Below are 25,455 nucleotides of genomic sequence, written 5' to 3'. Positions count from 1 at the left end.
GTTCCCGCGAATGGATCGAAGATGGCGGCAACGCAAGTCCAGGGCGCCGGCGCGCGCCCGACCATCGGCCTGGCAGCCGGCGGCACCGGCGGGCATCTGTTTCCCGCCGAGGCGCTGGCGCGCGAACTGCAGCGGCGCGGGCACGACGTAGTGATCTACACCGAGCGGCGCGGCGCGCAGTACGCCAGAGCACTCGAAGGCATCCCGCATGTCGTGCTGCCCGCGCGCAGCCTGGCCGGCGGCGTGGTCGGCAAGCTTGCCGCGGCGTTCACCATTGCCCGCGCGACCGTGCAGGCGCGACGCGACATGAAGCGCCGTGGCGTTGCGCTGCTGGCCGGCTTCGGTGGCTACCCGAGTTTCGCCCCCGCGGTCGCGGCGAAGAGCCTGAAACTGCCCCTGCTGCTGCACGAGCAGGCCACGCGCGTGAGCATGGCCAATCGCCGGCTGCTGGCCTACGCCGATGCGCTGGCGACGTCCTTCGCGAGCGTGGCGGGCGCGGACGGCATCGACCCGGCGCGCATCACCGAAACCGGCAACCCGGTGCGCGCGGAGATCCTCGCCGCGCGGGGCGCCTACCCGGGGCTGTCCGCGGACGCGCCGATCGACCTGCTCGTGGTCGGTGGCAGCCAGAGCGCGCGCGTTTTTGGCGAGGTGGTGCCGCCGGCGCTGCTGGCGCTGCCGGTGGAGCTGCGCACCCGCGTGCGGCTGGCGCTGCAGTACAAGGGCGACGACGCCGACGCCATCGCCGCGCGCCTGCGCGACGCCGGCATCGCGGCCGACGTTCGCCCGTTCTTCGACGACATGGGCGCGCGGCTGCGCGCCGCGCACCTGGTCATCGCCCGCGCCGGCGCGACGACCGCGGCCGACCTGCTGACGGTGGGTCGCCCGGCGATCTTCGTTCCGATCCCGCACGGCGGCTCGCGCGACGAGCAGCGCCGCAACGCCGAGACACTCGCCGAGGCGGGCGTGGGCTGGTGCGTGCCGGAGGGGGAACTCACCGCCGAGGCCCTGGCGAAACTGCTGTCCGGATTGTTCGCGTCGACCATCAAGCTCCCGCAGGCCGCGGCGGTCGCTGCATCGATGGGGCGCCCGCAGGCGGCCGCCAACCTGGCCGACCTGGTGGAACGGATGCTGCCGCGGTGAATGTCGTCCGACCAGCCGCACGAGGGCATGCGCACCGCGCCGTCGATGGCTTCGCCCGTTGCATCGACACCCCTGGAGCGCCGCGTGGCCCCTGACAACGACGACGTCCTCATCATCGGCGGCGGCCACAACGGCCTGGTGTGCGCGGCCTATCTCGCGGCCGCGGGCTTGGGCGTGCGCGTGCTGGAGCGCCGCGGCATCGTCGGCGGCGCCGCGGTGACCGAGGAATTCCATCCCGGCTTCCGCAACTCCAGCGCCAGCTACACCGTCAGCCTGCTCAACCCGAAGGTCATCGCCGACCTGCGCCTGGCCGAGCACGGCCTGCGCGTGGTCGAGCGGCCGTACGCGAATTTCCTGCCACTGCCCGACGGTCGCGCGTTCCGCCTCGGTGGCGAGCGCACCCAGGCCGAAGTCGCGCAGTGGTCGGCGCGCGACGCCGAGCGACTGCCGGCCTACTACGCGATGCTCGACCGCGTGGTGGTGGTGCTGCGCGAGCTGATGACGCGCACGCCGCCCAACGTCAGCGACCGCTTCGTGCTCGCCGACTGGCTGGCGTCGCTGTCGGCGGCCCGGCAGCTGCGGCACCTCGACATGCGCGGACGCCGCGACCTGCTCGACCTGTTCACCAAGTCGGCCGGCGAGATGCTTGACCAATGGTTCGAGTCGGAACCGCTGAAGGCGGTACTGGGCTGGGATTCGGTGGTCGGCAATTTCGCGAGCCCGTACACGCCGGGCAGCGCCTACGTGCTGCTGCACCACGTGTTCGGTGAGGTCAACGGCAAGACCGGCGTCTGGGGCCATGCGATCGGTGGCATGGGCGCGATCACGCAGGCCATGGCCAGGGAATGCGCCGCGCGCGGGGTCAAGGTCGAGACCGATGCAGAGGTCGCCCGCCTGCGCGTCGACGGCGGCAAGGCCACTGGCGTCCTGCTCGCCGACGGGCGCGAGTTCCGCGCCGGGACCATCGTCTCCAACCTCAATCCCAAACTGCTGTACACCAAACTGGTCGAACCCGGCGTGCTCGACGAAGACACCGCGCAGCGCATCGCGCGCTACCGCTGCGGTTCGGGCACGTTCCGCATGAACGTGGCGCTGTCGCAACTGCCGGACTTCAGCGCCGCACCGGGCACCCGGCTGCAGCCGCACCACCAGAGCGGGATCCTGATCGGGCCCTCGCTGCGCTATTTCGAGCAGGCGTACTTCGATGCGAAGTCGAAGGAACACAATCCGGGCTGGGCGCGCGCGCCGATCGTGGAGCTTGTGATCTCCTCGACGCTCGACGACACGTTGGTCGACAGCCGCCTGGCGCCGCCTGGCGCACACGTCGCCAGCCTGTTCTGCCAGCACGTGCACCCGGAGGTCGACGGCGGCTGGGACGCGCACCGCGACACGGTGGCGAACCTGATGATCGACACCGTCGACCGCTACGCCCCGAACTTCCGCGCCAGCGTGCTGGGCTACAAGGCGCTGACGCCGCTGGACCTTGAGCGCACCTTCGGCCTGGTCGGCGGCGACATCTTCCATGGCTCGCTGGGACTGGACCAGCTGTTCAGCGCGCGGCCGCTGCTGGGGCAGGGCAACTACCGCGGTGCGCTGGGGCAGCTGTACCTGTGCGGCTCGGGCACCCATCCGGGCGGCGGCGTGACCGGGCTGCCCGGCCGCAACGCGGCGCGCGAGATCCTGCGAGACCTGCGGCGCGGGCCGCGACCGGCGTAGCTGCGCAAGCGGCGGCGGAGCGCTTCGCCCGCAGCAAGGTGCGAAAAGCGCTACCGCAGTGCAGCGCTACGCGTGGCCTTGCCGGGGGCCGCACGGCGTTGGGTGGCATGACCCCCACCGGAGCGCGCCATGGGCCGCACGCCGCTGTTCCACCTGCTGCAGCGCGCCGCGCGGATCGCCCGCGCCTCGTTGCACGACCCGGCGCCGCTGGACGAGTTCATCGATCGGGGACGCGAGATGCGCATCGACCACGCACGTCGGCGGCTGCTGCAGGGCGCCGGCGCCGGTGTGCTGCTCGCCGGCTGCCGCACGCTGACGGCCCTGCCTGGTGCCGGCAGCGAAGCGGAAGTGGCGATCGTCGGCGCCGGCATCGCCGGGCTCACCGCCGCCTGGCGGCTTCGCCAGCAGGGCGTGCGCGTGCGGGTGTACGAAGCCAGCGGCCGGATCGGCGGACGCATCCACAGCGCGCAGGCGCGGCTGACGCCCGCCACCGGAGAAACGCAGGTCATCGAACTGGGCGGCGAACTGATCGACAGCGGCCACCTGCGGATGCGCGCGCTGGCCGACGAGTTCGGACTGCCGCTCGACGACCTTGCCGGCGACGATCCGGACCGGGATACGTGGTACTTCGACGGCCGGCCAATCGGCGAACGCGAACTCGTCGCCGCGTTCGTTCCGGTGGCCGCGGCAATCGAACGCGACCTGGCCACGCTGGGCGACGGCGACATCCTGCACGACGCGCCGCAGGGCGCGCAGGCGCTCGACGCGCTGTCGATCGCGCAGTGGCTCGACCGCAACGACGTATCGGGCTGGTTGCGCAGCCTGCTCGACGTGGCCTACACCACCGAGATGGGACTGGAGACCGACCAGCAGTCGGCGCTCAACCTGTTGACGTTCATCGGCACGGGCGGCGAGCGCTTCGCCGTGTTCGGCGCCAGCGACGAGCGCTACCACGTACGCGGCGGCAACCAGCGGATCACCGACGCACTGGGCGCGCGGCTCGGCGATGCGATCGAGACCGGAAGCGTGCTCGAGTCGGTGCGCGCCGACGCCGATGGCCACGTGCTCGCGTTCAGCCGCGACGGCGCGACGCGAGAGGTGCGCGCACGCCAGGTGGTGCTGGCGCTGCCCTTCACCCTGCTGCGCCGCGTCCGCATCGACGCGGCGCTGCCGCCGCCGCAGCGCCGCGCCATCGAAACGCTCGCCTACGGGACCAACGCCAAGCTGATGATCGGTTTTGCCGATCGCGCGTGGCGCAGGCACGGCGCCAACGGCGCGGCGATGAGCGACCTGGCCTTCCAGACCACCTGGGAGACCACGCGCGGGCAGGCCGGACGCGGCGGCGTGCTGACCAACTTCACCGGCGGTCGCCATGGGCTCGCACTCGGCGAAGGGACGGCGGCGGCGCAGGCCGATACGGCCGCCGCCGACCTCGACCGGCTGTTCCCCGGCGCGCTGGACGCGCGCGCCGGCGCCGGCCAGGCGCGCATGCACTGGCCGACGCAGCCGTGGGCGCTGGGCAGCTATGCCTGCCTGCGCCCGGGCGACTGGACCGGCGTGCGCGGCGCAATCGGTGCCTCGACCGGGGGCCTGCACTTCGCCGGCGAGCACTGCGCACTGGACAACCAGGGCTTCATGGAAGGCGGCTGCGAGTCGGGCGAGGCCGCGGCGGCGGCGGTCTTGCGACGGCTGGGACGCGCGGTGGCCAGGGTGCCTTGGGCACGGGCCGCCTGATTCCTGAACCGGTCGGTCCTGTTTTGCACTGCAGCGTGCATTGCCACTAACGAATCCTTCACGATCGGTCTGCACCCGACGTGGGGGAGGGAGCAAAAGCCCGAAGCGGTTCGCCGCTCCGGGCTTTTTTTATGGCCGATGCCACAATCTCGATGTGAACGACGACGCCTTCCCGCCAGCGACCCCTGACAGCCCAACCGTCGAGCGGGCGCTGGCGCGGTTCGCCCCCGCGCTGCTGGCCACGCCGGGATTGCGCGCGAAGCTGGCGCGGGTCGCGGTCGCCAGTGATTTCGCCATCCACACCGTGGTGCGCCAGCCGGACCTGCTGTCGCGGCTTGCAGCCGACGACGGCGCCGACCCGCTGCCGCCGCTGCGGCTCGACGCCGACAACCGCGGCGACTGGCCGGCGCTGCTGCGTCGCCATCGCGCGGCCGGCTCGACGCGGCTGGTGTGGCGCGACGTGCTCGGGCTCGACGACGTCGAGGCCATCCTCGCCGGCAGCACCGCGCTGGCCGAGCAGTGCCTGCAGGCGGCGCTGGCCGCGCTGGAAGACGACTTCGCCGCGCGCCACGGCGTAGTCCGCGATCGCGACGGCAACCCGCAGCGGCTGGTGGTGTTCGGTCTCGGCAAGCTCGGCGGCGGCGAGCTGAACTTCAGTTCCGACATCGACCTCGTCTACGCCTACGCCGCCGATGGCGAGAGCGATGGCCCGCGCCCGCTCGCCGCCGAGGCGTACTTCGCGCGGCTCGGGCAGCAGCTGGCGAAGCTGCTCGACGAGGTGACCGCGGACGGCTTCTGCCACCGGGTCGACCTGCGGCTGCGGCCGTTCGGCAATGCAGGCCGCGTCGCACTGTCGTTCGCGGCGATGGAGCAGTACTTCCAGCGCGAGGGCCGCGACTGGGAGCGCTATGCGTGGCAGAAGGCACGCCCGGTCGCCGGTGACCTGGCGGCGGGCGAGGATTTCCTGGTCGCGCTCCGGCCATTCATCTATCGGCGCTACCTCGACTTCGGCGCGCTCGACGGCCTGCGCGCGATGAAGGCCGCGATCGCGGCCGAGGTCGCGCGCAAGGACCTGGCCGACGACATCAAGCGCGGGCCGGGCGGCATCCGCGAGATCGAATTCCTCGCCCAGGCGCTGCAGCTGATCCACGGCGGCCGCGACGCGACGCTGCGCGGCCGCAGCCTGCTGCGGGCGCTCGATGCGCTGTGCGAGGCGAACCACCTGTCGGTCGACAGCCGCGACAGGCTGGTGTCCGCGTACCGACAGCTGCGGCGGCTCGAAAATCGCCTGCAGATGCTGCGCGATGCGCAGACCCACGTGCTGCCGGATGATGCGGACGATCGTTCGCGCGTCGGCGCAGGGCTTGGACACGCCGACTGGCCGGCGCTGCGCGCGCAGCTCGACGCGGTGCGCGCGCAGGTGGCCAGCGAGTTCGACGCGCTGTTGGCGCCGCGCCGGCGCAAGCCCGATGCCGGCGAGCTGGCCGCCTACTGGCTGGCCTTGCCCGAAGGCGGCGACGCCTCGGCGCTGGCCGATGCCGGCTACGCCGATCCAGCGGCGGCCGATGCCGCGCTGCGCGATTTCGTGCGCACGCCAGGCGTGCGTGACCTGTCCGACGGCGCCCGCGCGCGTCTGGATCGCGTGGTGCCGGTGCTGGTGCAGGCCGCCGGCGCGGCGATCGACTCGCAGCTGGTGCTGCGGCGCCTGCTGGCGCTGCTGCACAACATCCTGCGCCGCGCCAGCTACCTGGCCCTGCTCGACGAGCAACCGGCGGCGCTGTCGCGCCTGGTGGGCGCGGTGGTGCGCAGCGCCTTCCTCGCTGAACGCCTGGCCGCGCTGCCGCTGTTGCTCGACGAACTGCTCGATGCGCGCGTCGCCGGCGCGCTGCCCGAGCGCGACGCGTTCGCGCCGCAGTGCGCGCAGGCACTGGCGCTCGACGACACCGAGGCGGCGCTGATGGCGCTCAACGAAACCCGGCAGGCGCTGAGCTTCCGCATCGCCCTGGCCACGCTCGATGGTCGCCAGCACGCGCGCGACAGCGCCCGTCAGCTGGCATGGCTGGCTGACGCCGTGCTTGCCGTGGTGCTGCAGCTGGCGCTGCGCGAATTGCGCCGCGCCCACGGCGAGGTGCCGGGCGCACGCTTCGGCATCGTCGGCTACGGCAGCCTCGGCGGTGAGGAGCTGGGCTTCGGCTCGGACCTGGACCTGGTGTTCCTCTACGACGCGCCGCGCGTGGACGCCGGCGACGACGTGCAGTCCAGGCCCGACCCGGCGCAAGCCGGTAACGCGCGGCCGCTGGACGCGCCGCGCTGGTTCGCCCGGCTGGCGCAGAAGATCGTCGCCCTTCTTGGCACGGTCACCGCCGCCGGCCGGCTGTACGACATCGACGTGCGCCTGCGCCCGGACGGCGGCAAGGGCCTGCTGGTCTCCACGCTGTCGAGCTACGACGACTACCAGCGCCACCGCGCGTGGACGTGGGAACACCAGGCCCTGGTGCGCGCGCGTTTCGTCGCCGGCGATGTTTCGCTGGGCGATGCCTGGCGCGCGATCCGCGACGACACGCTGGGCCGTCCGCGCGGCGGTGCGGCGCTGCGCCAGGACGTCGACGCGATGCGCCGGCGCATGCGCGCCGAACTCGACCGCAGCGACGGCTCGGGCTTCGACCTCAAGCAGGGCGAAGGCGGCCTGGTCGACCTCGAATTCCTCCTGCAGTACCTGGTGCTGCGCGACGCCGCGCAGGCGCCGTCGCTGCTGCTGCCGCGCGACACGCCCGGGCTGATCGATGCGTGCGCCGCGAGCGGCGCGCTGGGCGACGACATCGCGGCGGGGCTGCGCGACGCCCACGGCGTCCTGCTCGCCGCCGGCCTTGAGTGCACGCTGGACCGACGCCGCCGCTGGGTAGTGGAAAACGAGGCCGTCGGCGCCGCGCGCGCGGCCGTACGCGGGGCGATCCACGCCGCGGGCCTGGTGTTCGACGAACGCCGCGCCGCGCCGCGCGAGCACACCAGCGAGATGCGCAGCCTGCACGATGCGCGCTGAGCGGGATTGCGCCGCGATCGAGGGTGCCATGGGGGCGACAGTGGCCAACCGGAATAGGTAGGAGCGGCTTCAGCCGCGAGCTCTTCGACCGAACCGCACCGAGCCATCTGGATCTCCGCCAACAAAACGTTAGACGATTGAGTCGCGGAATGTCGGAGAGTGGGCGCTTCGCCCCCTCGCGAGCACTGTGTGTTCCGCCGCCTCGGCATCACGCGATAACCGCCACGCCGGCGTATAAACCACGCACGCCTCCCACCATGAGGATCGCCATGCGCCGCATCCTTTCCGTCGTCGCAGGGTTTGCCCTGTTCGCCGCCGGCTGCGAGCGCGCTGCGGTGACCGCCGATGGCCTCGATGCGCTGGCCACCGGCCCGGCGACGGCCGTCCATTCCGGCCATGCGGGCATGTCGGGCGCCACCGGCACGGCCATCGATCCGCGCCCGGCGAACGCTGCGGGCACGGCAGCGACCGCGACCGCCATCCCTCCACCCACCGGCGGCCGCCTGCCGGCCCTGCGAGTGCCGGCTAAACCCTTCGTCAAGACCGAGTACGCGCGCTTCGACGAGCCCTAGGCGATGACCTTCCTGCCCGACGGCCGGCTGCTGGTCACCGAGAAGGCCGGCCGCCTGCGCCTGTTCGATCCGGCCAGCCGCCAGCTGGGCGAGATCGTCGGCGTGCCGGCGGTGGACTACGGCGGGCAGGGCGGCTTTGGCGACGTGGTGTTGCATCCACAGTTCGCCGGCAACCACCTGGTCTACCTGAGCTACGTCGAAGCCGGCGAGGGCGACACCCGCGGCGCGGCGGTGGCGCGGGCGACGCTGACCCTCGACGCCGGCACCGGCGGCAGCCTGTCCGGCCTGCAGGTGGTCTGGCGCCAGGTGCCCAAGGTTGGCGGCAGCGCGCACTACAGCCACCGGATCGCCTTCGACCGCGGCGGCAAGCTGTGGATCAGCTCCGGCGAACGCCAGCAGGGTTCGCCTGCGCAGGACCTGCAGTCGAACCTGGGCAAGATCGTCCGGCTCGACGCCGACGGCGGCGTGCCGGCCGACAACCCCTTCGCCGCCCAGGGTGGCGTCGCCGCGCAGGTCTGGACGCTCGGCCATCGCAACGTGCTGGGGCTGGCGTTCGACAACGCCGGCCGGCTGTGGGAACACGAGATGGGCCCGGCCGGCGGCGACGAACTGAACCTGGTCGAGCGCGGCACCAACTACGGCTGGCCGATCGTGTCGAACGGAGACAACTACGACGGCAGTCCGATCCCCGACCACGACACGCGCCCGGAATTCAATGCGCCCGAAGCGTGGTGGACGCCGGTGATCGCGCCGTCGGGCTTCGTCATCTATTCCGGTTCGATGTTCCCGTACTTCCGCGGCCACGGCTTCATCGGCGGCCTCGCCTCGCAGGCGCTGGTGCGGATCCAGTTCGACGGCGCGCAGGCGCGCGAAGCCGCCCGATACGACATGGGCCGCAGGATCCGCGAGGTCGAGCAGGGGCCGGACGGGGCGCTGTGGCTGCTGGAGGACGGCGCCGGCGCGCGCCTGCTCAAGCTGACGCCGGTCCTGCAGGAGCGGCTTCAGCCGCGAGCTTCAGTGCTCGCGCGATCCGGGATCGCCGCCCAAAAGACTGCGATCTGATCCGTCATCGCGAGCGCAGCGAAAGAACTCCCGTCCCGCTCCACAAAGCCGTCCCCGCAACAACGGCCACGAATCAGCCGAACCGCCGCCGAATCTCCGCCGCAACGCGCGCGGTCTCCCGCAGCGGCTCCACTTCGAATGGCGCGAGCGCGGCGTCCATCTCGCGGATGCGACCGCTGGCCAGCAGCGCGTCGAGGAAGCCGCGCGGGCGGCCCCGTACGCGTCCGGGTTCGAACACGAACACCGGCGCGCGGGTGGCGCAGGCCTCGGACACCATGTTCACCGAGTCCGGGGTGCAGACGATGCGGTCGGCCCAGGCCAGCAGGCCGGGGTAGGGATTGGGGCCGTCGGCCTCGTCGCACCACGCCAGGCCAGCGGCCCCGTGGTACCGGTCGCGCAGCGCGCGGCGGATGTCGGCGGGCGTGCGCCGAGATGCGGTGGCGAGCACGCAGCCGCCATCGCGCGCCATCGCGGCGTCGAGCCGCGAGGCCAGCGCCTCGAACGCGGCGAGGTCGAAGCGCGCGTGCGCGCTCCCGCCGCCGACCAGAAGCGCGGTCCGCGGTCGCGGCAGCGATTGGAACGCGGCGAACTGCGCGCGTGCGCGCGCCAGCCAGGCGTCGTCGACCGGATGCAGGCTGCCCAGGGTGGCGATGACGTTGGTCCCTGACAGGCCGTCGTGCAACGGCGCGACGACCAGGTCCCAGTGCGCCGGATCGATGCGCGGATCCAGCACCTGCACGACCCGGCTCCCGCGCTCGCGCACCAGTCGGGTGGCCAGCGCCGCCTGGCGGCCGCAGCCGACCGCGATGCGCGGCGGCGCCGCGAGCAAGCGGGCGAAGTCGTCGCCGAAGGCGTCGGCGCTGCCGGGCAGGCGGCGCGGCGCCAGCCAGCGCCAGGGCGCGCGCGGCGACAGGAGGCAGCTGCCGCACCCGTCTCCGGACAGGGCGGAAGCCAGCGCCGTGGCCTGCCGGGCGTTGCCGGCGCGGCCGTCGCTGATAGCCCACGACTGTAGGTAATCGATCAAAAATCGACCTGTTGTTCTGTTGATGAGCCCAATGCGTTCCGGCTGCAAGGCTGTGGCCGCCGCCGCGGAACTCTACACTGCTGGCTTCGACGCACGATCCACGCCTGTTTCCGGCGAATCGCCCCCAAAGGACCCCCATGACTGCCGCCCTGCCCGATGCCGCCCTCGACCAGTTGTTCCGCGCTGCCCGCACCTACAACGCCTTCGGCGGCGAGATCAGCGACCAGACCCTGCACCAGCTCTACGACCTGGTGAAGTTCGGTCCCACCGAGGCCAACACGACCCCGGCACGGTTCGTGTTCGTGAAGTCGCAGGCGGCCAAGGAAAAGCTCGGCCCGGCGCTGTCGGAGGGCAACTTCGCCAAGACCATGGCCGCCCCCGTGGTGGTGATCGTCGGCTACGACATGCGCTTCCACGACAAGCTGCCGTACCTGTTCCCGCATACCGACGCCAAGTCCTGGTTCGAGGGCTCGCCGGAGGAGCGCATGTACCGGGTGGCCCTGCGCAACTCCAGCCTGCAGGGCGCCTACCTGATCCTGGCCGCGCGCGCGCTCGGCCTGGATACCGGCCCGATGTCCGGCTTCGACACCGACAAGGTGGACGAAGCGTTCTTCAAGGGCACCGCGATCAGGTCCAACTTCCTGGTCAACCTCGGCCAAGGCGACCCCGCCAGCATCTTCGCCCGCTCGCCGCGGCTGGGCTTCGACGAAGCCGCGCGGATCGAGTAATCGCCACCCCACCATTCATCCCGGGCCCGCAGGCCCGCTCCAGGAGACTCCCCATGAAGCGCCTCGTCCTTGCCGCCACCCTCTCGCTGTTCGCCGCCTCCGCCTTCGCCGCGCCGCTGAGCTACAAGCTCGATCCGAACCACACCAACGTGATCGCGCAGTGGAGCCATTTCGGCTTCTCCAACCCGTCGCTCAACTTCGGCCAGGCCGCCGGCACGCTGGTCTACGACGCCGACGAGGTGTCCGCTTCCAGTGTCGAGGTGACCTTGCCGCTCTCGGGCCTGGACTCGTTCGTGGCCGACTTCGACCAGCACCTCAAGAGCGCGGATTTCTTCGATGCCGCGAAGTTTCCCGCGGCGACCTTCAAGAGCACCCGGGTCGAAGCCGCCGGCGACGGCCGGCTGAAGGTCACCGGCGACCTCACCATCAAGGGCATCACCAAGCCAGTGGTGCTGGACGTGACCCTGAACAAGGCCGCCGAACACCCGATGGCCAAGCGCCCCGCGATCGGCTTCGACGCCAGCGCGACGATCAAGCGCAGCGACTTCGACCTGGCGATGTACGTGCCCAACGTCAGCGACGAGGTGAAGCTGCGCATCACCACCGAGGCGATGGTGCCCAAGCCCGACACCGCGCAGTAGAGCGCGCCCAAAGCCACCGGCTAGCCGTGCCGCCGCGCCCGCAACGGCGCGGCGGCTGCGTTTTCACCTTCCAACGGGGACATCCACATGCAGGTCCTGCGCGCCGCCGCCGAACGCGGCCAGGTCACCACCGGCTGGCTCGACAGCCGCCACACGTTTTCGTTCGGCCATTTCCACGACCCGTCGTGGATGGGCTGGGGTCCGCTGCGGGTGATCAACGAGGACCGGGTGGCGCCGGGCCAGGGTTTCCCGCCGCACGGCCACGCCAACATGGAGATCCTGAGCTACGTGCTCGACGGCGCGCTCGCCCATCGCGACGACAACGGCGGTGAAGGCGTGCTGCGCGCCGGCGAACTGCAATGGATGAGCGCCGGCCACGGCATCGAGCACAGCGAGTTCAACGCGTCGAAGGACGCGCCGGTGCATTTCCTGCAGATCTGGATCCAGCCCGACCGGGTCAACGCGCCGCCGGCGCATGCGCAACAGGCCTTCGATCCGCAGGCCCGCCGCGGGCGCTGGACCACGCTCGTCTCGCCCGACGGCGCCGAGGGCAGCCTCGCCATCCGCCAGCAGGCCTGGCTGCACGGCATGCGCCTGGGCGAGGGCGAGGCCGCCGCGTTCTCGCTGCAGCCGGGCCGGCGCTACTGGCTGCACCTGGCGCAGGGCGCCGTCGAGGTCGATGGCCGCGCGCTGGAGGCGGGCGACGCGATCGGCTTCGTCGACGAGTCGGGCGAACTGAGCCTGGAAGGCGTCGCGGGCGACACGATCGCCGACGTGCTGCTGTTCGACCTGCCGGTCTGATCGGGGCCGTGCCTGACTGCGAGGCAGTCCAGTGGGAGCGGCGCGACGGAGTTCGCGTCGATCTATCGGCCTTGGCGGTCCCACGTGCCCCGTCCCCTGATGCCAGGCGAGGGCGGTTGATGCTGCGCCTGCAGGGCCCGGCGGCCCGGCTCGCCGCGGCTTGGTAAACTGCGTGCCTCCCGTGCCCGGCTTCCTCCCGCCATGACCGCAGCCATCGCCACCCCCGCGCAAGCCAACGCCCAGACGCGCTACGAAGTACATCGCGCCGACCTGCCGCTGTGCTGCCCGCTGCCGTCGATGGCGCTATGGAATTCGCATCCGCGCGTCTACCTGCCGATCGCCGCCGATGGCGGCGAATCCGACTGCCCGTACTGCGGCGCGCACTTCGTCCTGGTCGACTGAGCCGGCCGCCACCGGCCTGGACATGCCCCGCGCGCTGACCGTCGTGCAGCTGCTGCCGGCGATGGCGTCCGGCGGGGTCGAACGTTCCACCCTCGAGATCGCCGACGCCCTGGTCCGCGCCGGGCATCGCGCCATCGTCGTGTCCGCGGGCGGACGGCTGGTGCCGCAGCTGCGGGCGAGCGGCGCCGAACACATCGAACTCGACATCGGCCGCAAGTCGCTGGCCACGCTGCGCCAGGTTCGCCCGCTGCGCGAGCTGCTGGCGCGCGCGCAGGCCGACATCGTGCACGCGCGTTCGCGGCTGCCGGCGTGGATCGGCTGGCGCGCGCTGCGCGGCCTGCCTGCCGGCTCGCGGCCACGTTTCATGACCACCGTGCACGGACTCAATTCGCCCTCGCGCTACAGCGCGGTCATGACCCGCGGGGAACGCGTGGTCTGCGTGTCCGGCACGGTGCGCGACTACGTGCTGCAGCACTACCCGCGCACCGACGCCGCGAAGCTGCGGGTGATCCCGCGCGGCATCGACCCCGAGGCATTCCCGCTGGGGCCATGGCCGAACCTCGCCGCGCGCGCCGGTGTCGCCGCGCAGCATGCGCAGCTTGGCGGCGACGGACCGTTGCTGCTCCTGCCTGGCCGCGGCACGCGCCTGAAGGGCCATGCCGACGCGCTGGAGCTGCTCGCGCGGCTGCGCGCCGACGGCCTCGACGCGCGGCTGTGGATGCCCGGTGCGCGCGAGCCTGGGCGGGCGGCCTACATCGGAGAGCTCGAGGCGCGGGCCAGCGCCTTGGGCATCGCCGATGCGGTGGCGATCACGCCACCGACCACGGCCATCGCCAACGCCTATGCCGCCAGCGACCTGGTGCTGCAGCTGTCGCGCAAGCCCGAAGCCTTCGGCCGCACCGTGATCGAGTCGCTGTCGGTCGGACGCCCGGTGCTGGGCTGGGCGCATGGGGGCGTCGGCGAACTCCTGCGCGAACTGCAGCCGGCTGGCGTCGTGGCACCGTTCGACGTCGACGCGCTGCACGAGTGCGCGCGCGCGCTGCTGGACGGCCGAGGTGCGCGGCCTGCGGCGCTTCAGGCTACGATGCCGGCCTTGATCGCGCGCTACTCGCTGCATGCCATGCAGCAGTCCACGCTTGCGGTCTACGACGAACTCGCCCATGACCCATCCACGCAGGACCCGCGCGCATGACCAACGCCGCCGTCGCTGACGCAGACCTGGCGCCTGGCGTACCGCGCAGCGGCTGGCACTGGGCGCCTTACTGGGTGCTGGCCTTCGTCGCGCTGTGGCCTGCACCGGGCATCGCCGAAGGCGTACTGGTGCTCGGCGCGCTGGCGGCGATCATCAAGCTGCTGGTCACCCGCTTCCGCGGCGGCACCGAACTGCTCAGCGGCCCTGCGTGGGCACTGACCAGCGCGCTGTTCTTCGCCTACTGGCTGCCGCAGCTGTTCTCCGCATTCGATGCCGTCGACACCCGGCATGCGTTCTACAAGACGGCCACCGCGCTGCGCTACCTGCCGTTCCTGTGGCTGGTCGCCTCCGCGGTCGCCGACCGGCGCGGTCGGCGCATCACCTTCGGTGGCCTGGCGATCATCGCCGGTGTCTGGACGCTGGACGCGCTGTTGCAGGCGCTGTCGGGCACCAGCCCGCTGTTCTGGGGGCTGGACGCGCTGAAGCAGGCGATCGAACACCGGCCGATGTGCAGCGCCGAGGAGATCGCGGCGGTCGATCGCCTGAGCGGCATCCTCGGTCCCTGCAACCTCAAACTCGGCATCGTGCTGGCGAGCCTGTCGCCGTTCGCGCTGTATGTGGCGGGGCGCCGCTTCGGCAGCGTCGGCTGGATCATCGCCGTCGCGCTGGTCGGGATGGTGATCCTGTTAGGCGGCGCCCGTGCGTCGTGGATCACCTACGCGCTGGTGCTGGTGTTCTCCGGCTGGCGCCTGCTGGGCTGGAAGAAGCTCGCGGGCGTGTTCGCGTTCGGCGCCGTGCTGCTGCTGGTGCTGACGCTGACCGTGCCGCAGGTGCGCGAGCGCGTCGAACGGACATCGCAGGCGCTGACCGCCGACGAGAGCGGATTGGACGACGCGCTGTCCGGGCGCGGCCGGATCTGGGGTGCGGCGCTGTGCATGGCGCGCGAGCATCCGGTCAACGGCGTCGGCGCGCGCAGCTTCCGCGAGGCGTTCCCGGCCTGCGATCCGGAGCCCGACGAAATCCCCGCCTGGGGCTCGGGTCCGGCGTTCCACGCGCACCAGATCGTGCTCGAGATCCTGAGCGAAACCGGCCTGCTCGGCCTGCTGCTGTGGCTGTCGGGCGCGGCGCTGGCGTGGCGCGCCTGGCGCTACGCGGACGCCGATGCGCGCGACCGGGCGCGTCCGGCGATGTTGGCGCTGGCGGTCACGGTGTTTCCGTTCAACACCCACCTGGCGTTCTATTCGACGTTCTGGGGTGGGCTGACGCTGCTGTTGGCGGCGCTGTTCGCGGGGAGCCTGCTGGCGCGGCGGGAGAAGCTGCCGGCCGAAGTCGCTGCGGCGGAGTGAAGCCGCGGAGCATTCCTCGCGTGCCTGACAGGGATCAACCAGCCGTTCTCCAGCGTGCGTGATCGATCAACCGGCCTTTTTCCCGCTTGCGGAGAAGGTGGCGCGACGCGCCGGATGAGGAGGCGAGCGTAACGAGCTTCCTGGCGGCCCACCTTTGGGGCCACATCAAGATCAAGGCTTTCGCGCCGTGACGGCGCGAGCCACCTTTCTTTGCTTGTGCAAAGACACCTGGCGCAAAGAAAGCACACCCCGCCTGCGCGCCCGGCGCGTTGCGCCGGGTTCGCGGAGCCAACGGGAATTTTCCGAGAGGGCATCCTGCCCTCGCGGAAAACGCCGCACATCCCTGTGCGGCGCCCTGCGGGTTTTGCCCGCCGGCTCCGCCGCTACGGAGGGGCCCCGAAGATCAGGATCAAAGGCCACGGCGAAGCAAGAGCAACAGCAATAGCAAGGCAATCACGGCAAGCAAAGGCGAGACCCAAGCAAGGACATCGGCCTAGGCAACTGCGTCCGCAGGACTCTTGTAGGAGCGGCTTCAGCCGCGAGCTCTTGGTGCTGCCCACCTGATCAAGAGCTCGACGCTGAAGCCGCCTCCTCCATAAGGCGTAGGTCGTCAGGGCCCGTACGCGCACGGGTGCGCAGTCGGCGGCACGCTCAGTCGAGCATCCGGGCCATGATCTCGCTGCACGAGAGGGGGAAATTTCCCGCGACACGCACTACGCGTAGGGCGAGGTGCCGTCCGGGCGGCGCTTGAAGCGGCGATGGATCCACAGGTACTGCGCGGGGGCGGCGCGGGCCATGGTGTCGATGCCGGCCATGACGCGCGCGGTGTCGGCGGCCGCGTCCTTCGACGGGAACCCGTCGAACGCCGGCCAGAGCTTCAGGACGTAGCTGCCGTCGGCGCGGCGTGCGTGCTGGTAGAGCACCACCGCGGCGCCCGACATGCGCGCGAGCTGGTGGGTCGAGGTGAGGCTGTGCGCTGGCTGGCCGAAGAACGGGACGTAGACGCTGTCGCCGCGGCTGGGGTCCTGGTCCGGCGCGTACCACAGCAGGCCGCCGCGCTTGAGGTGCTTCACCGCGCCGCGCACGTCCTGCTTGGGGAACATCGCCGCGGCGTAGCGCGCACGGCCGCGGCGCACCGCCCATTCCATCGCCGGCTGCGCGTGCGGGCGATACATGCCGGCCAGCGGCACGTGGTCGCACATCAGCCGGCCGCAGACTTCCAGCGTCGTGAAGTGGCCGGAGACGACGATCACGCCGCGGCCGCCGGCGCGCGCCGCTGCCATGTGTTCGAGTCCCTCGACGTCGATCCCGCTGCGCAGCGGCTCGACCGAGCCCCACCACGCGCGCGCGAATTCGAACACGCCGATTGCCAGCGCCCGGAAATGCTCGCGCAGCAGCGCGTCGCGCGCGGGAGCATCGAGCTCTGGAAAGCAAAGCTCCAGGTTGCGCAGCGCGATGCCGCGGCGCTCGCGCAGCAGCGCGCGCAGCAGCGCGCCGAGCGGCCGGCCGAGCGCGCGCTGCCACGACCAGGGCAGGCGCGCGAGCAGCGCCATCGCGCCGATGCCCAGCCACGCCGGCCAGTGGCGTGGAGCCAGCGGCGGCGGGCCGATGTCGGAAGTTGCGCTCATGCGGCGATTCTACCGGCGGCAACCGAACCGGACTGCCAGCAGCGGAAAAGTGCGACCGGTGGGCGCGGCCACGGCTGCTCCGCCTGGAACGGGCCTGCGGTCGCGCGGTCACCGATACGACCTCTCCGCTATCCTTCCCCGATGCGGAACGACCCGATCGAACACCTGCTGCGCGCCCTGTATTCGGCCGCGCTGTACCTGCTGGTGCCGGTCACGGTGTACCACCTGATCTGGCGTGGTTTCCGCCAGCCCGAATATTTCCAGCGCTGGAACGAGCGCTATGCCGCCTACGGCGCGCAGGCGCACGCCGAGACCGTGTGGATCCATGCGGTGTCGGTGGGCGAGGTGGGCGCGGCCGCGCCGCTGGTCAACGCGCTGCTGCGCGAGCGGCCGGACCTGCGCCTGCTGGTGAGCACGATCACGCCTACCGGCTCGTCGCGCGCGCGCGCGCTGTGGGGCGACCGGGTCGAGCACGTCTACCTGCCCTACGACCTGTCCGGCGCGGTGCGCCGCTTCCTCGGCCACTATCGGCCGCGGCTGGGACTGATCGTGGAAACCGAGCTGTGGCCGAACCTGCTGTTCTGCTGCCGCGACCACGGCATCCCGGTCTACATCGTCAACGCGCGGCTCTCGGAGCGATCGCTGCGCGGCTACCGGGTGCTGCGCGCCCTGGTCGGACGCGCGTTGCGCACGCTGCGCAGGATCGCGGCGCAGTCGCGGCGCGACGGCGAGCGTTTCGTGCGGCTGGGCGCCGACCGCGACGCGGTGGTGGTGACCGGCAACCTGAAATTCGACATCGCGGTGGACCCGCGCTGGCAGGCCTCGGCCGCCACGTTCCGGCAGCACGCCGGCACGCGCCCGGCATGGATCGCCGCCAGCACCCATCCCGAAGAAGAGGCGGCGGTGATCGCGATCCACCAGCGGCTGCGCGAGCGCTGGCCCGACCTGCTGCTGCTGTGGGCGCCGCGCCATCCGGAACGCTTCCGGCCGGTCTCGCAGGCGGCCATCGACGCCGGCTGGCGCGTAGCCACGCGCCGGCTCACCCGCTGGCCCGACGGGGACGATGCGGTATTCGTGGTCGACACCCTCGGCGAACTGATGGACTTCTATGCCTGCGCGCAGGTGGCGTTCGTGGGCGGCAGCCTGCAGGACATCGGCGGCCACAACATGCTCGAACCGGCGGCGGTGGCCACCGCCGTCGTCACCGGGCCGCACCTGCACAACTTCGCCGACATCGCCCGGCAGATGGGCGCGGCCGATGCGCTGGCCGTGTGTGACGACGCCGACGCGGTGGGCGATGCGATCGAAGCCCTGCTTGCCGACGACGAGCGCCGCGCCGCGATGGGCGCGGCCGGGCTGGCGCTGGTGGAGCAGGGGCGCGGTGCACTGGCGCGCACGCTGGAGCTGGTGGGCAGGGACCTGCCGCGCAGGCCGGGCTGAAGGCGCCGGGGCGACACGGACTCCGGAAAAACAACGGCCCGGCATGTGCCGGGCCGCGGAAGCGATGACGAACGGAGTTACTGCACCTGCGGCTCGCCCGACGGCGTTGCCGGTTCGGTCGACAGCTGCGCGTTGGCATCCACGGTGAGCAGGCGGTTGACGTCCTGCACGTCGTTGTATTCCAGCGAGCCCGCGGACTGCTCGAGCAGCAGCCGGTTCTGCAGATAGTTGTACTTGGCGATCGCGTAGGCCTGGCGCGCGTTGAACAGGTTCTGCTGGTTGATCAGCACGTCCAGCACGGTGCGCGTGCCCACTTCCAGGCCAACCTGCGAGGCATCGTAGGCTGCGTCGGCGGAGACCACGGCCAGTCGCCGCGCCTCGATCTCGCTGATGCCGGCGACCAGGGTCTGGTACGAGTTGCGGGTGTTGCGCTCGACCGCGCGCTTCTGCTGCTCGAGCTGGTCCTGGCGGACGTCGCGGTTGGCGATCGCCTCGCGCACGCGCGACTGGGTGGCGCCGCCGGAGAAGATCGGCACGGTCAGGGTCAGGCCGATCGACCGGTCTTCGCCCGCGCGCGTCGACGCGGTGGGGTCGGTGGGATCGGGGACAAAGGCAGGACCGCCCCAGCTGTCGCGGTTGCCGTAGCTGGCACCGAAACTCAGCGACGGGTAGTGCCCGCCGCGTGCGGACGAGACGCCCTGTTCGGCGGACTTGACCTGGTATTCGAGCGACTTGAGCGCGGGGTTGTTGTCGATCGCCGAGGCCACCCAGGTGTCGGCATCGCCGCCCGCCGGCAGCTCGGGGCGGAAGTCGTCCGGCAGGCCTTTGAGATTCCGGATCGGTGTGCCGGTGATCTCGGTGAGCGCCTGGTAGGCATCGGCCAGGGCGTTGCGCTGGGCGATGGTGTTGGCGCGCGCGCTGTCGTACTGGGCGCGGGCCTCGTGCACGTCCGTGATCGGCGCCAGGCCCACTTCCAGGCGCTTGTCGGCGTAGTCGAACTGGCGCTTGAGCGCGGTTTCGGCCGCTTCAGCGGCCGCCAGCGTCTCGATCGCCACCAGCACGTTGAAGTAGGCGGCCGACGTGCGCGTGACCAGCGAGTCGCCGGCGGCTTCCAGGTCGTAGTCGGCCGCTTCGCTCAAGGCCCGCTGTCCACGCAGGTTGGCGAAATTGCTCCAATTGAAGACGGTCTGGTCGAGGCTGGCGCTGTAGCTGCGCGTGGTCGGGTCGTCATAGTCCTGGCCGGCGAAGTGCGAGCGCGACAACGACGCGCTGCCGTTGATCTGCGGCAGCAGCTGGGCGCGGGCCTGCACGGCGCCTTCCTTCTGCGCGAGGCGCCCGGATTCGGCCGCGGCAAGCTGCGGGTCACCGGTGCGGGCGAGCTCGTACGTCTGCAGCAGGTCTTCGGCGAACGCCGAGGCCGGCAGCAAGGCGGCCAGGGCGAGCGCGAGGGCGAGGGGGCGGCGGCTCATGCGGGGTTCCTTTGGATCGGGGGCACCGGATCGTGACGCGGTGTCGGGGTGTGGTTTCAGAACACGAAGGCGGGCACGGGAGCCGCGCCGACGAGGTAGGGAAGTTCGGTCTCGAACAACGATTCGGCACGGATGCCGTTGACGTCCTGGCGCAGCAGCGCGGCGTCGAGCACCGGCGGGTTGCCGCGCACCACGAACATGCGCCCACCCGGACGCAGCCACTGCAGGAAGCGCGATGGCACCGCGGCGACCGCGCCGGACACGCAGATCGCGTCGAAGCGGCGTTCGGTGTCCCAGGTCATCGCATCGGCGAGTTCGACCGCGGCGTTGGTGATGCCCTGCGCCTGCAGGCGCCCGCGCGCGAGGTCGACGAAGTCGGGATGGCGCTCGATGCTGACGACGTCGCGCGCCAGCATGCCCAGGCACGCGGCCATGAAGCCGCTGCCGGTGCCGATCTCCAGCACCTCGTCGCCGGCCTGGAGTTCCAACGCCTGCAGCGCACGGCCTTCGACGACCGGCTTCATCATGCGTTCGCCGTGGCCCAGCGGCAGCTCGATGTCGGCGTACGCGAGAGCGCGATGGGTCTCGGAGACGAAGGCCTCGCGCGGCAGCCGCACGAGCACGTCGAGGACGCGCACGTCGAGCACGTCCCAGGGACGCACCTGCTGTTCCACCATCGTTTCGCGGGCCTTGGTGTAATCCATGGTCGACATATTCCAGGTCTCGTGCGGGCAGCCCGCTATTTTACGGTGTTTGCGCCCCTGCCCCTGCAGGATCGCTGTTGCAGCACAGCAGCACGCAGTGCCGGAAGTCACCGCAACCCCCGGCACCGTGCCGGTGGTCACGGCGCGCAACTCATGCGCTGCGCGTGCCGTAGGCGCGCAGGAACATGTCGACGCAGGCCTCCAGGTGCTCCTCCACCGGCCGCGTGCCGGCGCAGCAGCCGAACACCATCCGGGCATGGGCCTCGCCCTTGATCAGGGTGAAGAACTGCGAGGACGCCATCGCCACGTCCGGGATCTCGAGCTGGCCGGCGTCGACGCGCCCCTGCAGCAGCTTCGCGAACATGATGGTGGTGCGTTCCGGTCCGGCCTTCCAGAAGATCTCGGGCAGGGGCGAAGCGGTGACCTGGGGCGAACACATGATGCGATGGCCGGCGACCGCTTCGGGCGAGCTGACCATGCTGAAGAACGCCCGCGCGATCTCGAGCAGGCGTTCGCGCAGCGGAGTATCGGGCGACGGCTCGAACAGGGCGTCGGGCAGCTGGGTCTCGCAGTGCGACTTGACCGCGGCCGCGAACAACGCGTCCTTGTCGCCGAAATGGCTGTAGACGGTGAGCTTGGAGACCCCGGCTTCGCTGGCGATCTGGTCCATGCTGGTGCGGTCGAAGCCGTGCAGGGTGAACATGCGCTTGGCCGCTTCCAGGATCGCCGCGCCCTTGGCGAGGTCCTTCGGGCGGCCCGGGCTGGCTTGCCTGGTAGAAGCAGGCTTGCGGGCTGGGAAATTCGACATGACGCAATACTATACCAATCGGTTTTGTATTTGGGGTTCGCGGGCGTGCGCCGTTGCCGGGCATTCGGGTTTCCCGGACCCATGCGCGCGGGCTTCCACCCGCCGCGCCATTCGGCGCTAGACTCGGCCCGCGAGCGGGGCCGGCGCGTCCGGTCAGCCAGCAGTCGGGGTGCGCTTTGGAGCCAACCGATATCCGCGATCCGGGCACCTTCCACAAGGTCGTCGATTGCCAGTGGGCCTGTCCGGCGCACACGCCGGTCCCCGAATACATCCGCCTGATCGCCGCCGGCCGCCATGCCGATGCCTACATGGTGAACTGGCATTCGAACGTCTTCCCCGGGATCCTCGGCCGCACCTGCGACCGCCCCTGCGAGCCCGCCTGCCGGCGCGGCCGGGTGGAGGAGAACAACGGTCCCGACTCGATGCGGGAGAAGCCCGAGCCGGTGGCGATCTGCCGGCTCAAGCGCGTGGCCGCCGACCACAAGGGCGACGTGCGCGCGCGCATGCCCAAGCCTGCCCCGCAGCCGAACGGCAAGCGCATCGCCTGCGTCGGCGCCGGGCCTTCGTCGCTGACGGTCGCCCGCGACCTCGCGCCGCTGGGCTACCACGTCACCGTGTTCGAGGCCGATCCCCGGCCCGGCGGCTTCATGCGCACCCAGGTGCCGCGCTTCCGCCTGCCCGAGGAAGTCATCGACGAGGAGTGCGGCTACATCCTCGACCTCGGCGTGGAGTTCGTCGGCAACCGGCACATCGATTCGATACAGGCACTGCTGGCGCAGGGGTTCGACGCGGTCTTCGTCGGCAGCGGCGCGCCGCGCGGGCGCGACCTGGACCTGCCCGGGCGCCAGGAAGGCGCCGCCAACATCCACGTGGGCCTCGACTGGCTGGCGAACGTCTATTTCGGCCACGTCACCGGCATCGGCCGCCGGGTGCTGGTGCTTGGCGGGGGCAACACCGCGATGGACTGCTGCCGCTCGGCGCGGCGCCTCGGCGGCAATGACGTCAAGGTGCTGGTGCGCTCGGGCTTCGACGAGATGAAGGCCAGCCCGTGGGAGAAGGAGGACGCGATGCACGAGGGCATCCCGATCCTCGACTGCCGCGTGCCCAAGGCGTTCTGCCACGCCAGCGGGCGGCTCACGGGCATGGTGTTCGAGCGCGTGCGCGCCGAATACGACGACCGCGGTCGCCGCAGGCTGGTGCCCACCGGCGAACCCGACGAATTCCATGCGTGCGACGACGTGCTGATCGCCGTCGGCCAGGAAAACGCCTTCCCGTGGATCGAACGCGACGCCGGCATCGTGTTCGACGAATGGGGCATGCCGGTGGTGGACAACGCCACGCACCAGTCGTCCCTGCCGCACGTGCTGTTCGGCGGGGACGCCGCGTTCGGGCCGAAGAACATCATCTGGGCGGTCGCGCATGGCCATGCCGCCGCGATCTCCATCGACAGGCTGCTGCACGGCGAGGACCCGCGCGCGCGTCCGGACCCGCTGGCGCGGCTCGAGTCGCAGAAGATGGGCATCCACGAGTGGAGCTACGACAACGCCGTCTCGCCGGACGAACGCTACGCGGTGCCGTGGTCGGAGGCGGCGAGGAAACTCGACAGCCTCGGCACCGAGGTCGAGCTGGGCTTCGATGCGGCCACCGCCTGGAAGGAAACCCAGCGCTGCCTCAACTGCGATGTGCAGACCGTGTTCACGCGGGACAAGTGCATCGAATGCGATGCCTGCGTGGACATCTGCCCGACCGATTGCATCACGTTCACCCGCAACGGGGACGAAGCCGAGCTGCGCACGCGGCTGACCGCGCCGGCGCTGAACCTGGCGCAGGACCTGTACGTGTCCGAGCCGCTGAAGACGATGCGGGTGATGGTCAAGGACGAGGATGTCTGCCTGCACTGCAGCCTGTGCGCCGAGCGCTGCCCGACCGGGGCGTGGGACATGCAGAAATTCCTGCTGCTGGAGACGCAGGCCGGGCCGCGGTGTCGCGATGCGAAGCGCAGGGAGGCGGAGGTGGCATGAAGCACGCCATGCGGGAGGGGGCGCCGGCTTCCGGCGAGCGCGCAGACGACGGCGCCGGAGGCGAGGCATGACGCCAGCCCAGGCCCCCATCGCGTCCGTCAACGACTTCGTCGTCAAGTTCGCCAACGTCAACGGCTCCGGCTCGGCCTCGGCCAACGAGCTGTTCGCAAAATCGATCCTGCGCATGGGCGTGCCGGTGAGCCCGCGCAACATCTTCCCGTCCAACATCCAGGGCCTGCCGACCTGGTACGAAGTGCGCGTGTGCGAGCGCGGCTGGCTCGGCCGGCGCGGCGGCGTCGACCTGATGGTGGCGATGAACCCGCAGACCTGGGACGTCGACGTGGCCGAGATCGAGCCCGGCGGCTACCTGTTCCACGACAACAGCAGGCCGATGCCGCGGTCGAAGTTCCGCGACGACATCACCGTCATCGGCGTGCCGTTGACGCACATCTGCAATGCGACCTACGACGATCCGCGCCAGCGGCAGCTGTTCAAGAACATCATGTACGTCGGTGCCCTCAGCGCGCTGCTGGACATCGATCCGGCGGTGATCGAAACCCTGGTCGGCGAGCAGTACCGGAGCAAGCCGAAGCTGCTGGCGCCGAACGTCGAGGCGCTGCGCCTTGGGCGCAGCTGGGTGCGCGAACACCTGTTGGACGCCAATCCCGCCGTCGAAGGCGGATCTTCCGTGGACGGGCTTGCCGGCACCGGCATCGGGCTACGGGTGCAACGGGCCGACGCCGTCGGCGACCGGATCTTCGTCGAAGGCAACGCCGCCGCGGCGCTGGGCTGCGTGTATGGCGGCGCGACGGTGTGCGCGTGGTATCCGATCACGCCGTCGTCGTCGCTGGCCGAAGCATTCCAGAAGTACTGCCAGAAGTACCGCGTCGACGCGGAAGGTCGCGCGCGCTTCGCGGTTATCCAGGCCGAGGACGAGATCGCCTCGATCGGCATGGTGGTCGGTGCCGGCTGGAACGGCGCGCGCGCGTTCACCACGACGTCCGGCCCGGGCATCTCGCTGATGAATGAATTCATCGGCCTGGCCTACTTCGCCGAAATCCCGGTGACGATCCTGAACGTGCAGCGCGGTGGCCCGTCCACCGGCATGCCCACGCGCACCCAGCAATCCGACGTGCTGGCCTGCGCCTACGCCTCGCACGGCGACACCAAGCACGTGCTGCTGTTCCCCGAGGACCCGCGCGAGTGCTTCGAGTTCGCCGCCGCCGCGCTCGACCTCGCCGACCGGCTGCAGACGCCGGTGTTCGTGATGAGCGACCTGGACATCGGCATGAACCAGCGCCTGTGCGCGCCGCTCGCGTGGGACGACGCGCACGCCTACGATCGCGGCAAGGTCATGACGGCGCAGCAGCTGGAGGCTGACGCCGAGTTCGCCCGCTACAAGGACGTCGACGGCGACGGCATTCCCTGGCGCACCTGGCCCGGCACCCATCCCGACAAGGGCGCGTACTTCACCCGCGGCACCTCGCGCAATCCGCAGGCGCTGTATTCCGAGCGCGGCGCGGACTACGTCTACAACATGCAGCGGCTGCTGCAGAAGTTCGAAACCGCGAAATCGCTGGTGCCGCAGCCGGTCGCGCAACAGTCGCAAATGCCGGCGCGGCATGGCGCGATCTTCTATGGTTCCACCAGCCCGGCGATGGCCGAGGCGATCGAGCAGCTGCAGGTCGATGGCATCGTGCTGCACACGCTGCGGGTGCGCGCGTTTCCGTTCCCCGAGTCGGTGCGCGGGTTCATCGAGGCGCACGAATCGGTGTTCGTGGTCGAGCAGAACCGCGACGGCCAATTGCGCACGCTGCTGGTCAACGAATTCGGCATCGACCCGGCGCGGCTGGTCGCGGTGCTGCACTACGACGGCACGCCGATCACCGCGCGGTTCATCGCGGGTGCGATCGCGGGCCGCATCGGGGCCGCCTTCTCCCGTCGGGAGAAGATGGCGCAAGGCGCCGGGTCAGGGCGGCAATGA

18 protein-coding genes and 1 pseudogene are annotated in these 25,455 nt (G+C 71.1%); 14 read left to right on the top strand and 5 right to left on the bottom strand.

The window, feature by feature from the left end; genetic code table 11:
* Positions 1–21 precede the first annotated feature (21 nt).
* The 5 genes and pseudogenes from ACFOM9_RS08255 to ACFOM9_RS08235 all read left to right on the top strand — a co-directional run.
* A complete protein-coding gene (locus ACFOM9_RS08255) occupies positions 22–1,143 on the top strand; it encodes a UDP-N-acetylglucosamine--N-acetylmuramyl-(pentapeptide) pyrophosphoryl-undecaprenol N-acetylglucosamine transferase (protein ID WP_386708818.1) in 1,122 nt (373 codons plus the stop codon).
* A gap of 45 nt (positions 1,144–1,188) precedes the next feature.
* Positions 1,189–2,859: a phytoene desaturase family protein gene (locus ACFOM9_RS08250; protein WP_386710946.1), complete on the top strand. Its 1,671-nt coding sequence runs from the start codon at positions 1,189–1,191 to the stop codon at positions 2,857–2,859.
* A 129-nt stretch (positions 2,860–2,988) separates the two neighbouring features.
* Complete coding sequence (locus tag ACFOM9_RS08245; protein WP_386708815.1) at positions 2,989–4,593, top strand: flavin monoamine oxidase family protein; 1,605 nt, start codon at positions 2,989–2,991, stop codon at positions 4,591–4,593.
* Between the two features lie 154 nt (positions 4,594–4,747).
* Positions 4,748–7,633: a bifunctional [glutamate--ammonia ligase]-adenylyl-L-tyrosine phosphorylase/[glutamate--ammonia-ligase] adenylyltransferase gene (glnE, locus tag ACFOM9_RS08240; protein WP_386708812.1), complete on the top strand. Its 2,886-nt coding sequence runs from the start codon at positions 4,748–4,750 to the stop codon at positions 7,631–7,633.
* Positions 7,634–8,037: 404 nt separating this feature from the next.
* Positions 8,038–9,189, top strand: a pseudogene (locus ACFOM9_RS08235) (PQQ-dependent sugar dehydrogenase); the annotation flags it as partial.
* 151 nt (positions 9,190–9,340) lie between these two features.
* Here ACFOM9_RS08235 and ACFOM9_RS08230 read toward each other — a convergent pair.
* The gene (locus ACFOM9_RS08230; RefSeq protein ID WP_386708809.1) at positions 9,341–10,291 is read right to left on the bottom strand and encodes a mitochondrial fission ELM1 family protein; all 951 of its coding nucleotides are present in this window, start codon (positions 10,289–10,291) and stop codon (positions 9,341–9,343) included.
* A gap of 137 nt (positions 10,292–10,428) precedes the next feature.
* Between ACFOM9_RS08230 and ACFOM9_RS08225 the strand changes: the two genes are divergently transcribed.
* The 6 genes from ACFOM9_RS08225 to ACFOM9_RS08200 all read left to right on the top strand — a co-directional run bounded on the left by ACFOM9_RS08225 (position 10,429) and on the right by ACFOM9_RS08200 (position 15,401).
* Positions 10,429–11,019 carry a malonic semialdehyde reductase gene (locus ACFOM9_RS08225; protein WP_386708807.1) on the top strand — a complete coding sequence of 197 codons (591 nt, stop codon included), beginning with the start codon at positions 10,429–10,431 and terminating at the stop codon, positions 11,017–11,019.
* Between the two features lie 53 nt (positions 11,020–11,072).
* Complete coding sequence (locus tag ACFOM9_RS08220) at positions 11,073–11,660, top strand: YceI family protein (RefSeq protein ID WP_386708804.1); 588 nt, start codon at positions 11,073–11,075, stop codon at positions 11,658–11,660.
* Positions 11,661–11,747: 87 nt separating this feature from the next.
* On the top strand, positions 11,748–12,461 hold the full coding sequence (locus tag ACFOM9_RS08215; RefSeq protein ID WP_386708801.1) for a pirin family protein: 714 nt from the start codon (positions 11,748–11,750) through the stop codon (positions 12,459–12,461).
* 201 nt (positions 12,462–12,662) lie between these two features.
* Positions 12,663–12,863 (top strand): zinc-finger domain-containing protein, encoded by a 201-nt coding sequence (locus tag ACFOM9_RS08210; protein ID WP_386708798.1) that lies wholly within the window; start codon positions 12,663–12,665, stop codon positions 12,861–12,863.
* A gap of 22 nt (positions 12,864–12,885) precedes the next feature.
* A complete protein-coding gene (locus ACFOM9_RS08205) occupies positions 12,886–14,055 on the top strand; it encodes a glycosyltransferase (protein ID WP_386708795.1) in 1,170 nt (389 codons plus the stop codon).
* Entirely contained in the window at positions 14,052–15,401 is a 1,350-nt protein-coding gene (locus tag ACFOM9_RS08200; protein WP_386708792.1) for an O-antigen ligase family protein, read from the top strand. Before ACFOM9_RS08205 ends, ACFOM9_RS08200 begins: the two co-directional genes overlap by 4 nt.
* A 713-nt stretch (positions 15,402–16,114) precedes the next feature.
* Here ACFOM9_RS08200 and lpxL read toward each other — a convergent pair.
* Entirely contained in the window at positions 16,115–17,029 is a 915-nt protein-coding gene (lpxL, locus tag ACFOM9_RS08195) for an LpxL/LpxP family Kdo(2)-lipid IV(A) lauroyl/palmitoleoyl acyltransferase (RefSeq protein ID WP_386708789.1), read from the bottom strand.
* A 141-nt stretch (positions 17,030–17,170) separates the two neighbouring features.
* On the opposite strand from lpxL, the gene waaA reads away from it, so the two are divergent.
* Positions 17,171–18,469, top strand: a complete 1,299-nt coding sequence (gene waaA / locus ACFOM9_RS08190; protein ID WP_386708786.1) for a lipid IV(A) 3-deoxy-D-manno-octulosonic acid transferase — start codon at positions 17,171–17,173, stop codon at positions 18,467–18,469.
* 77 nt (positions 18,470–18,546) lie between these two features.
* Here waaA and ACFOM9_RS08185 read toward each other — a convergent pair whose 3' ends face one another.
* From ACFOM9_RS08185 to ACFOM9_RS08175, 3 genes are all read right to left on the bottom strand, one after another.
* Positions 18,547–19,938, bottom strand: coding sequence for a TolC family outer membrane protein (locus ACFOM9_RS08185; protein ID WP_386708783.1), 1,392 nt, complete (start codon positions 19,936–19,938; stop codon positions 18,547–18,549).
* A 56-nt stretch (positions 19,939–19,994) separates the two neighbouring features.
* Complete coding sequence (locus ACFOM9_RS08180; RefSeq protein WP_386708780.1) at positions 19,995–20,651, bottom strand: protein-L-isoaspartate O-methyltransferase family protein; 657 nt, start codon at positions 20,649–20,651, stop codon at positions 19,995–19,997.
* Positions 20,652–20,793: 142 nt separating this feature from the next.
* Positions 20,794–21,450, bottom strand: a complete 657-nt coding sequence (locus ACFOM9_RS08175; RefSeq protein WP_386708777.1) for a TetR/AcrR family transcriptional regulator — start codon at positions 21,448–21,450, stop codon at positions 20,794–20,796.
* Positions 21,451–21,626: 176 nt separating this feature from the next.
* Here ACFOM9_RS08175 and ACFOM9_RS08170 point away from each other — a divergent pair, with 176 nt between their 5' ends.
* Complete coding sequence (locus ACFOM9_RS08170; protein WP_386708774.1) at positions 21,627–23,471, top strand: FAD-dependent oxidoreductase; 1,845 nt, start codon at positions 21,627–21,629, stop codon at positions 23,469–23,471.
* 67 nt (positions 23,472–23,538) lie between these two features.
* Positions 23,539–25,455: a 2-oxoacid:acceptor oxidoreductase subunit alpha gene (locus ACFOM9_RS08165; RefSeq protein WP_386708771.1), complete on the top strand. Its 1,917-nt coding sequence runs from the start codon at positions 23,539–23,541 to the stop codon at positions 25,453–25,455.

The sequence above is a fragment of the Luteimonas notoginsengisoli genome (genome assembly GCF_042648885.1).
In the GTDB taxonomy this organism is placed as follows: Bacteria; Pseudomonadota; Gammaproteobacteria; order Xanthomonadales; family Xanthomonadaceae; genus Luteimonas; species Luteimonas notoginsengisoli.
Note: the sequence above shows the minus strand (reverse complement) of the source record. Positions and strands in the feature narration are given on the sequence as shown.

Excerpts from the sequence above, each read along its gene's own strand:
- ACFOM9_RS08255 (WP_386708818.1), top strand. The coding sequence starts at position 22 with ATGGCGGCAACGCAAGTCCAGGGCGCCGGCGCGCGCCCGACCATCGGC.
- ACFOM9_RS08250 (WP_386710946.1), top strand. The coding sequence starts at position 1,189 with ATGGCTTCGCCCGTTGCATCGACACCCCTGGAGCGCCGCGTGGCCCCT.
- ACFOM9_RS08245 (WP_386708815.1), top strand. The coding sequence starts at position 2,989 with ATGGGCCGCACGCCGCTGTTCCACCTGCTGCAGCGCGCCGCGCGGATC.
- ACFOM9_RS08225 (WP_386708807.1), top strand. The coding sequence starts at position 10,429 with ATGACTGCCGCCCTGCCCGATGCCGCCCTCGACCAGTTGTTCCGCGCT.
- ACFOM9_RS08220 (WP_386708804.1), top strand. The coding sequence starts at position 11,073 with ATGAAGCGCCTCGTCCTTGCCGCCACCCTCTCGCTGTTCGCCGCCTCC.
- ACFOM9_RS08215 (WP_386708801.1), top strand. The coding sequence starts at position 11,748 with ATGCAGGTCCTGCGCGCCGCCGCCGAACGCGGCCAGGTCACCACCGGC.
- ACFOM9_RS08210 (WP_386708798.1), top strand. The coding sequence starts at position 12,663 with ATGACCGCAGCCATCGCCACCCCCGCGCAAGCCAACGCCCAGACGCGC.
- ACFOM9_RS08205 (WP_386708795.1), top strand. The coding sequence starts at position 12,886 with ATGCCCCGCGCGCTGACCGTCGTGCAGCTGCTGCCGGCGATGGCGTCC.
- ACFOM9_RS08200 (WP_386708792.1), top strand. The coding sequence starts at position 14,052 with ATGACCAACGCCGCCGTCGCTGACGCAGACCTGGCGCCTGGCGTACCG.
- lpxL (WP_386708789.1), bottom strand. The coding sequence starts at position 17,029 with ATGAGCGCAACTTCCGACATCGGCCCGCCGCCGCTGGCTCCACGCCAC.
- waaA (WP_386708786.1), top strand. The coding sequence starts at position 17,171 with ATGCGGAACGACCCGATCGAACACCTGCTGCGCGCCCTGTATTCGGCC.
- ACFOM9_RS08185 (WP_386708783.1), bottom strand. The coding sequence starts at position 19,938 with ATGAGCCGCCGCCCCCTCGCCCTCGCGCTCGCCCTGGCCGCCTTGCTG.
- ACFOM9_RS08180 (WP_386708780.1), bottom strand. The coding sequence starts at position 20,651 with ATGTCGACCATGGATTACACCAAGGCCCGCGAAACGATGGTGGAACAG.
- ACFOM9_RS08175 (WP_386708777.1), bottom strand. The coding sequence starts at position 21,450 with ATGTCGAATTTCCCAGCCCGCAAGCCTGCTTCTACCAGGCAAGCCAGC.
- ACFOM9_RS08165 (WP_386708771.1), top strand. The coding sequence starts at position 23,539 with ATGACGCCAGCCCAGGCCCCCATCGCGTCCGTCAACGACTTCGTCGTC.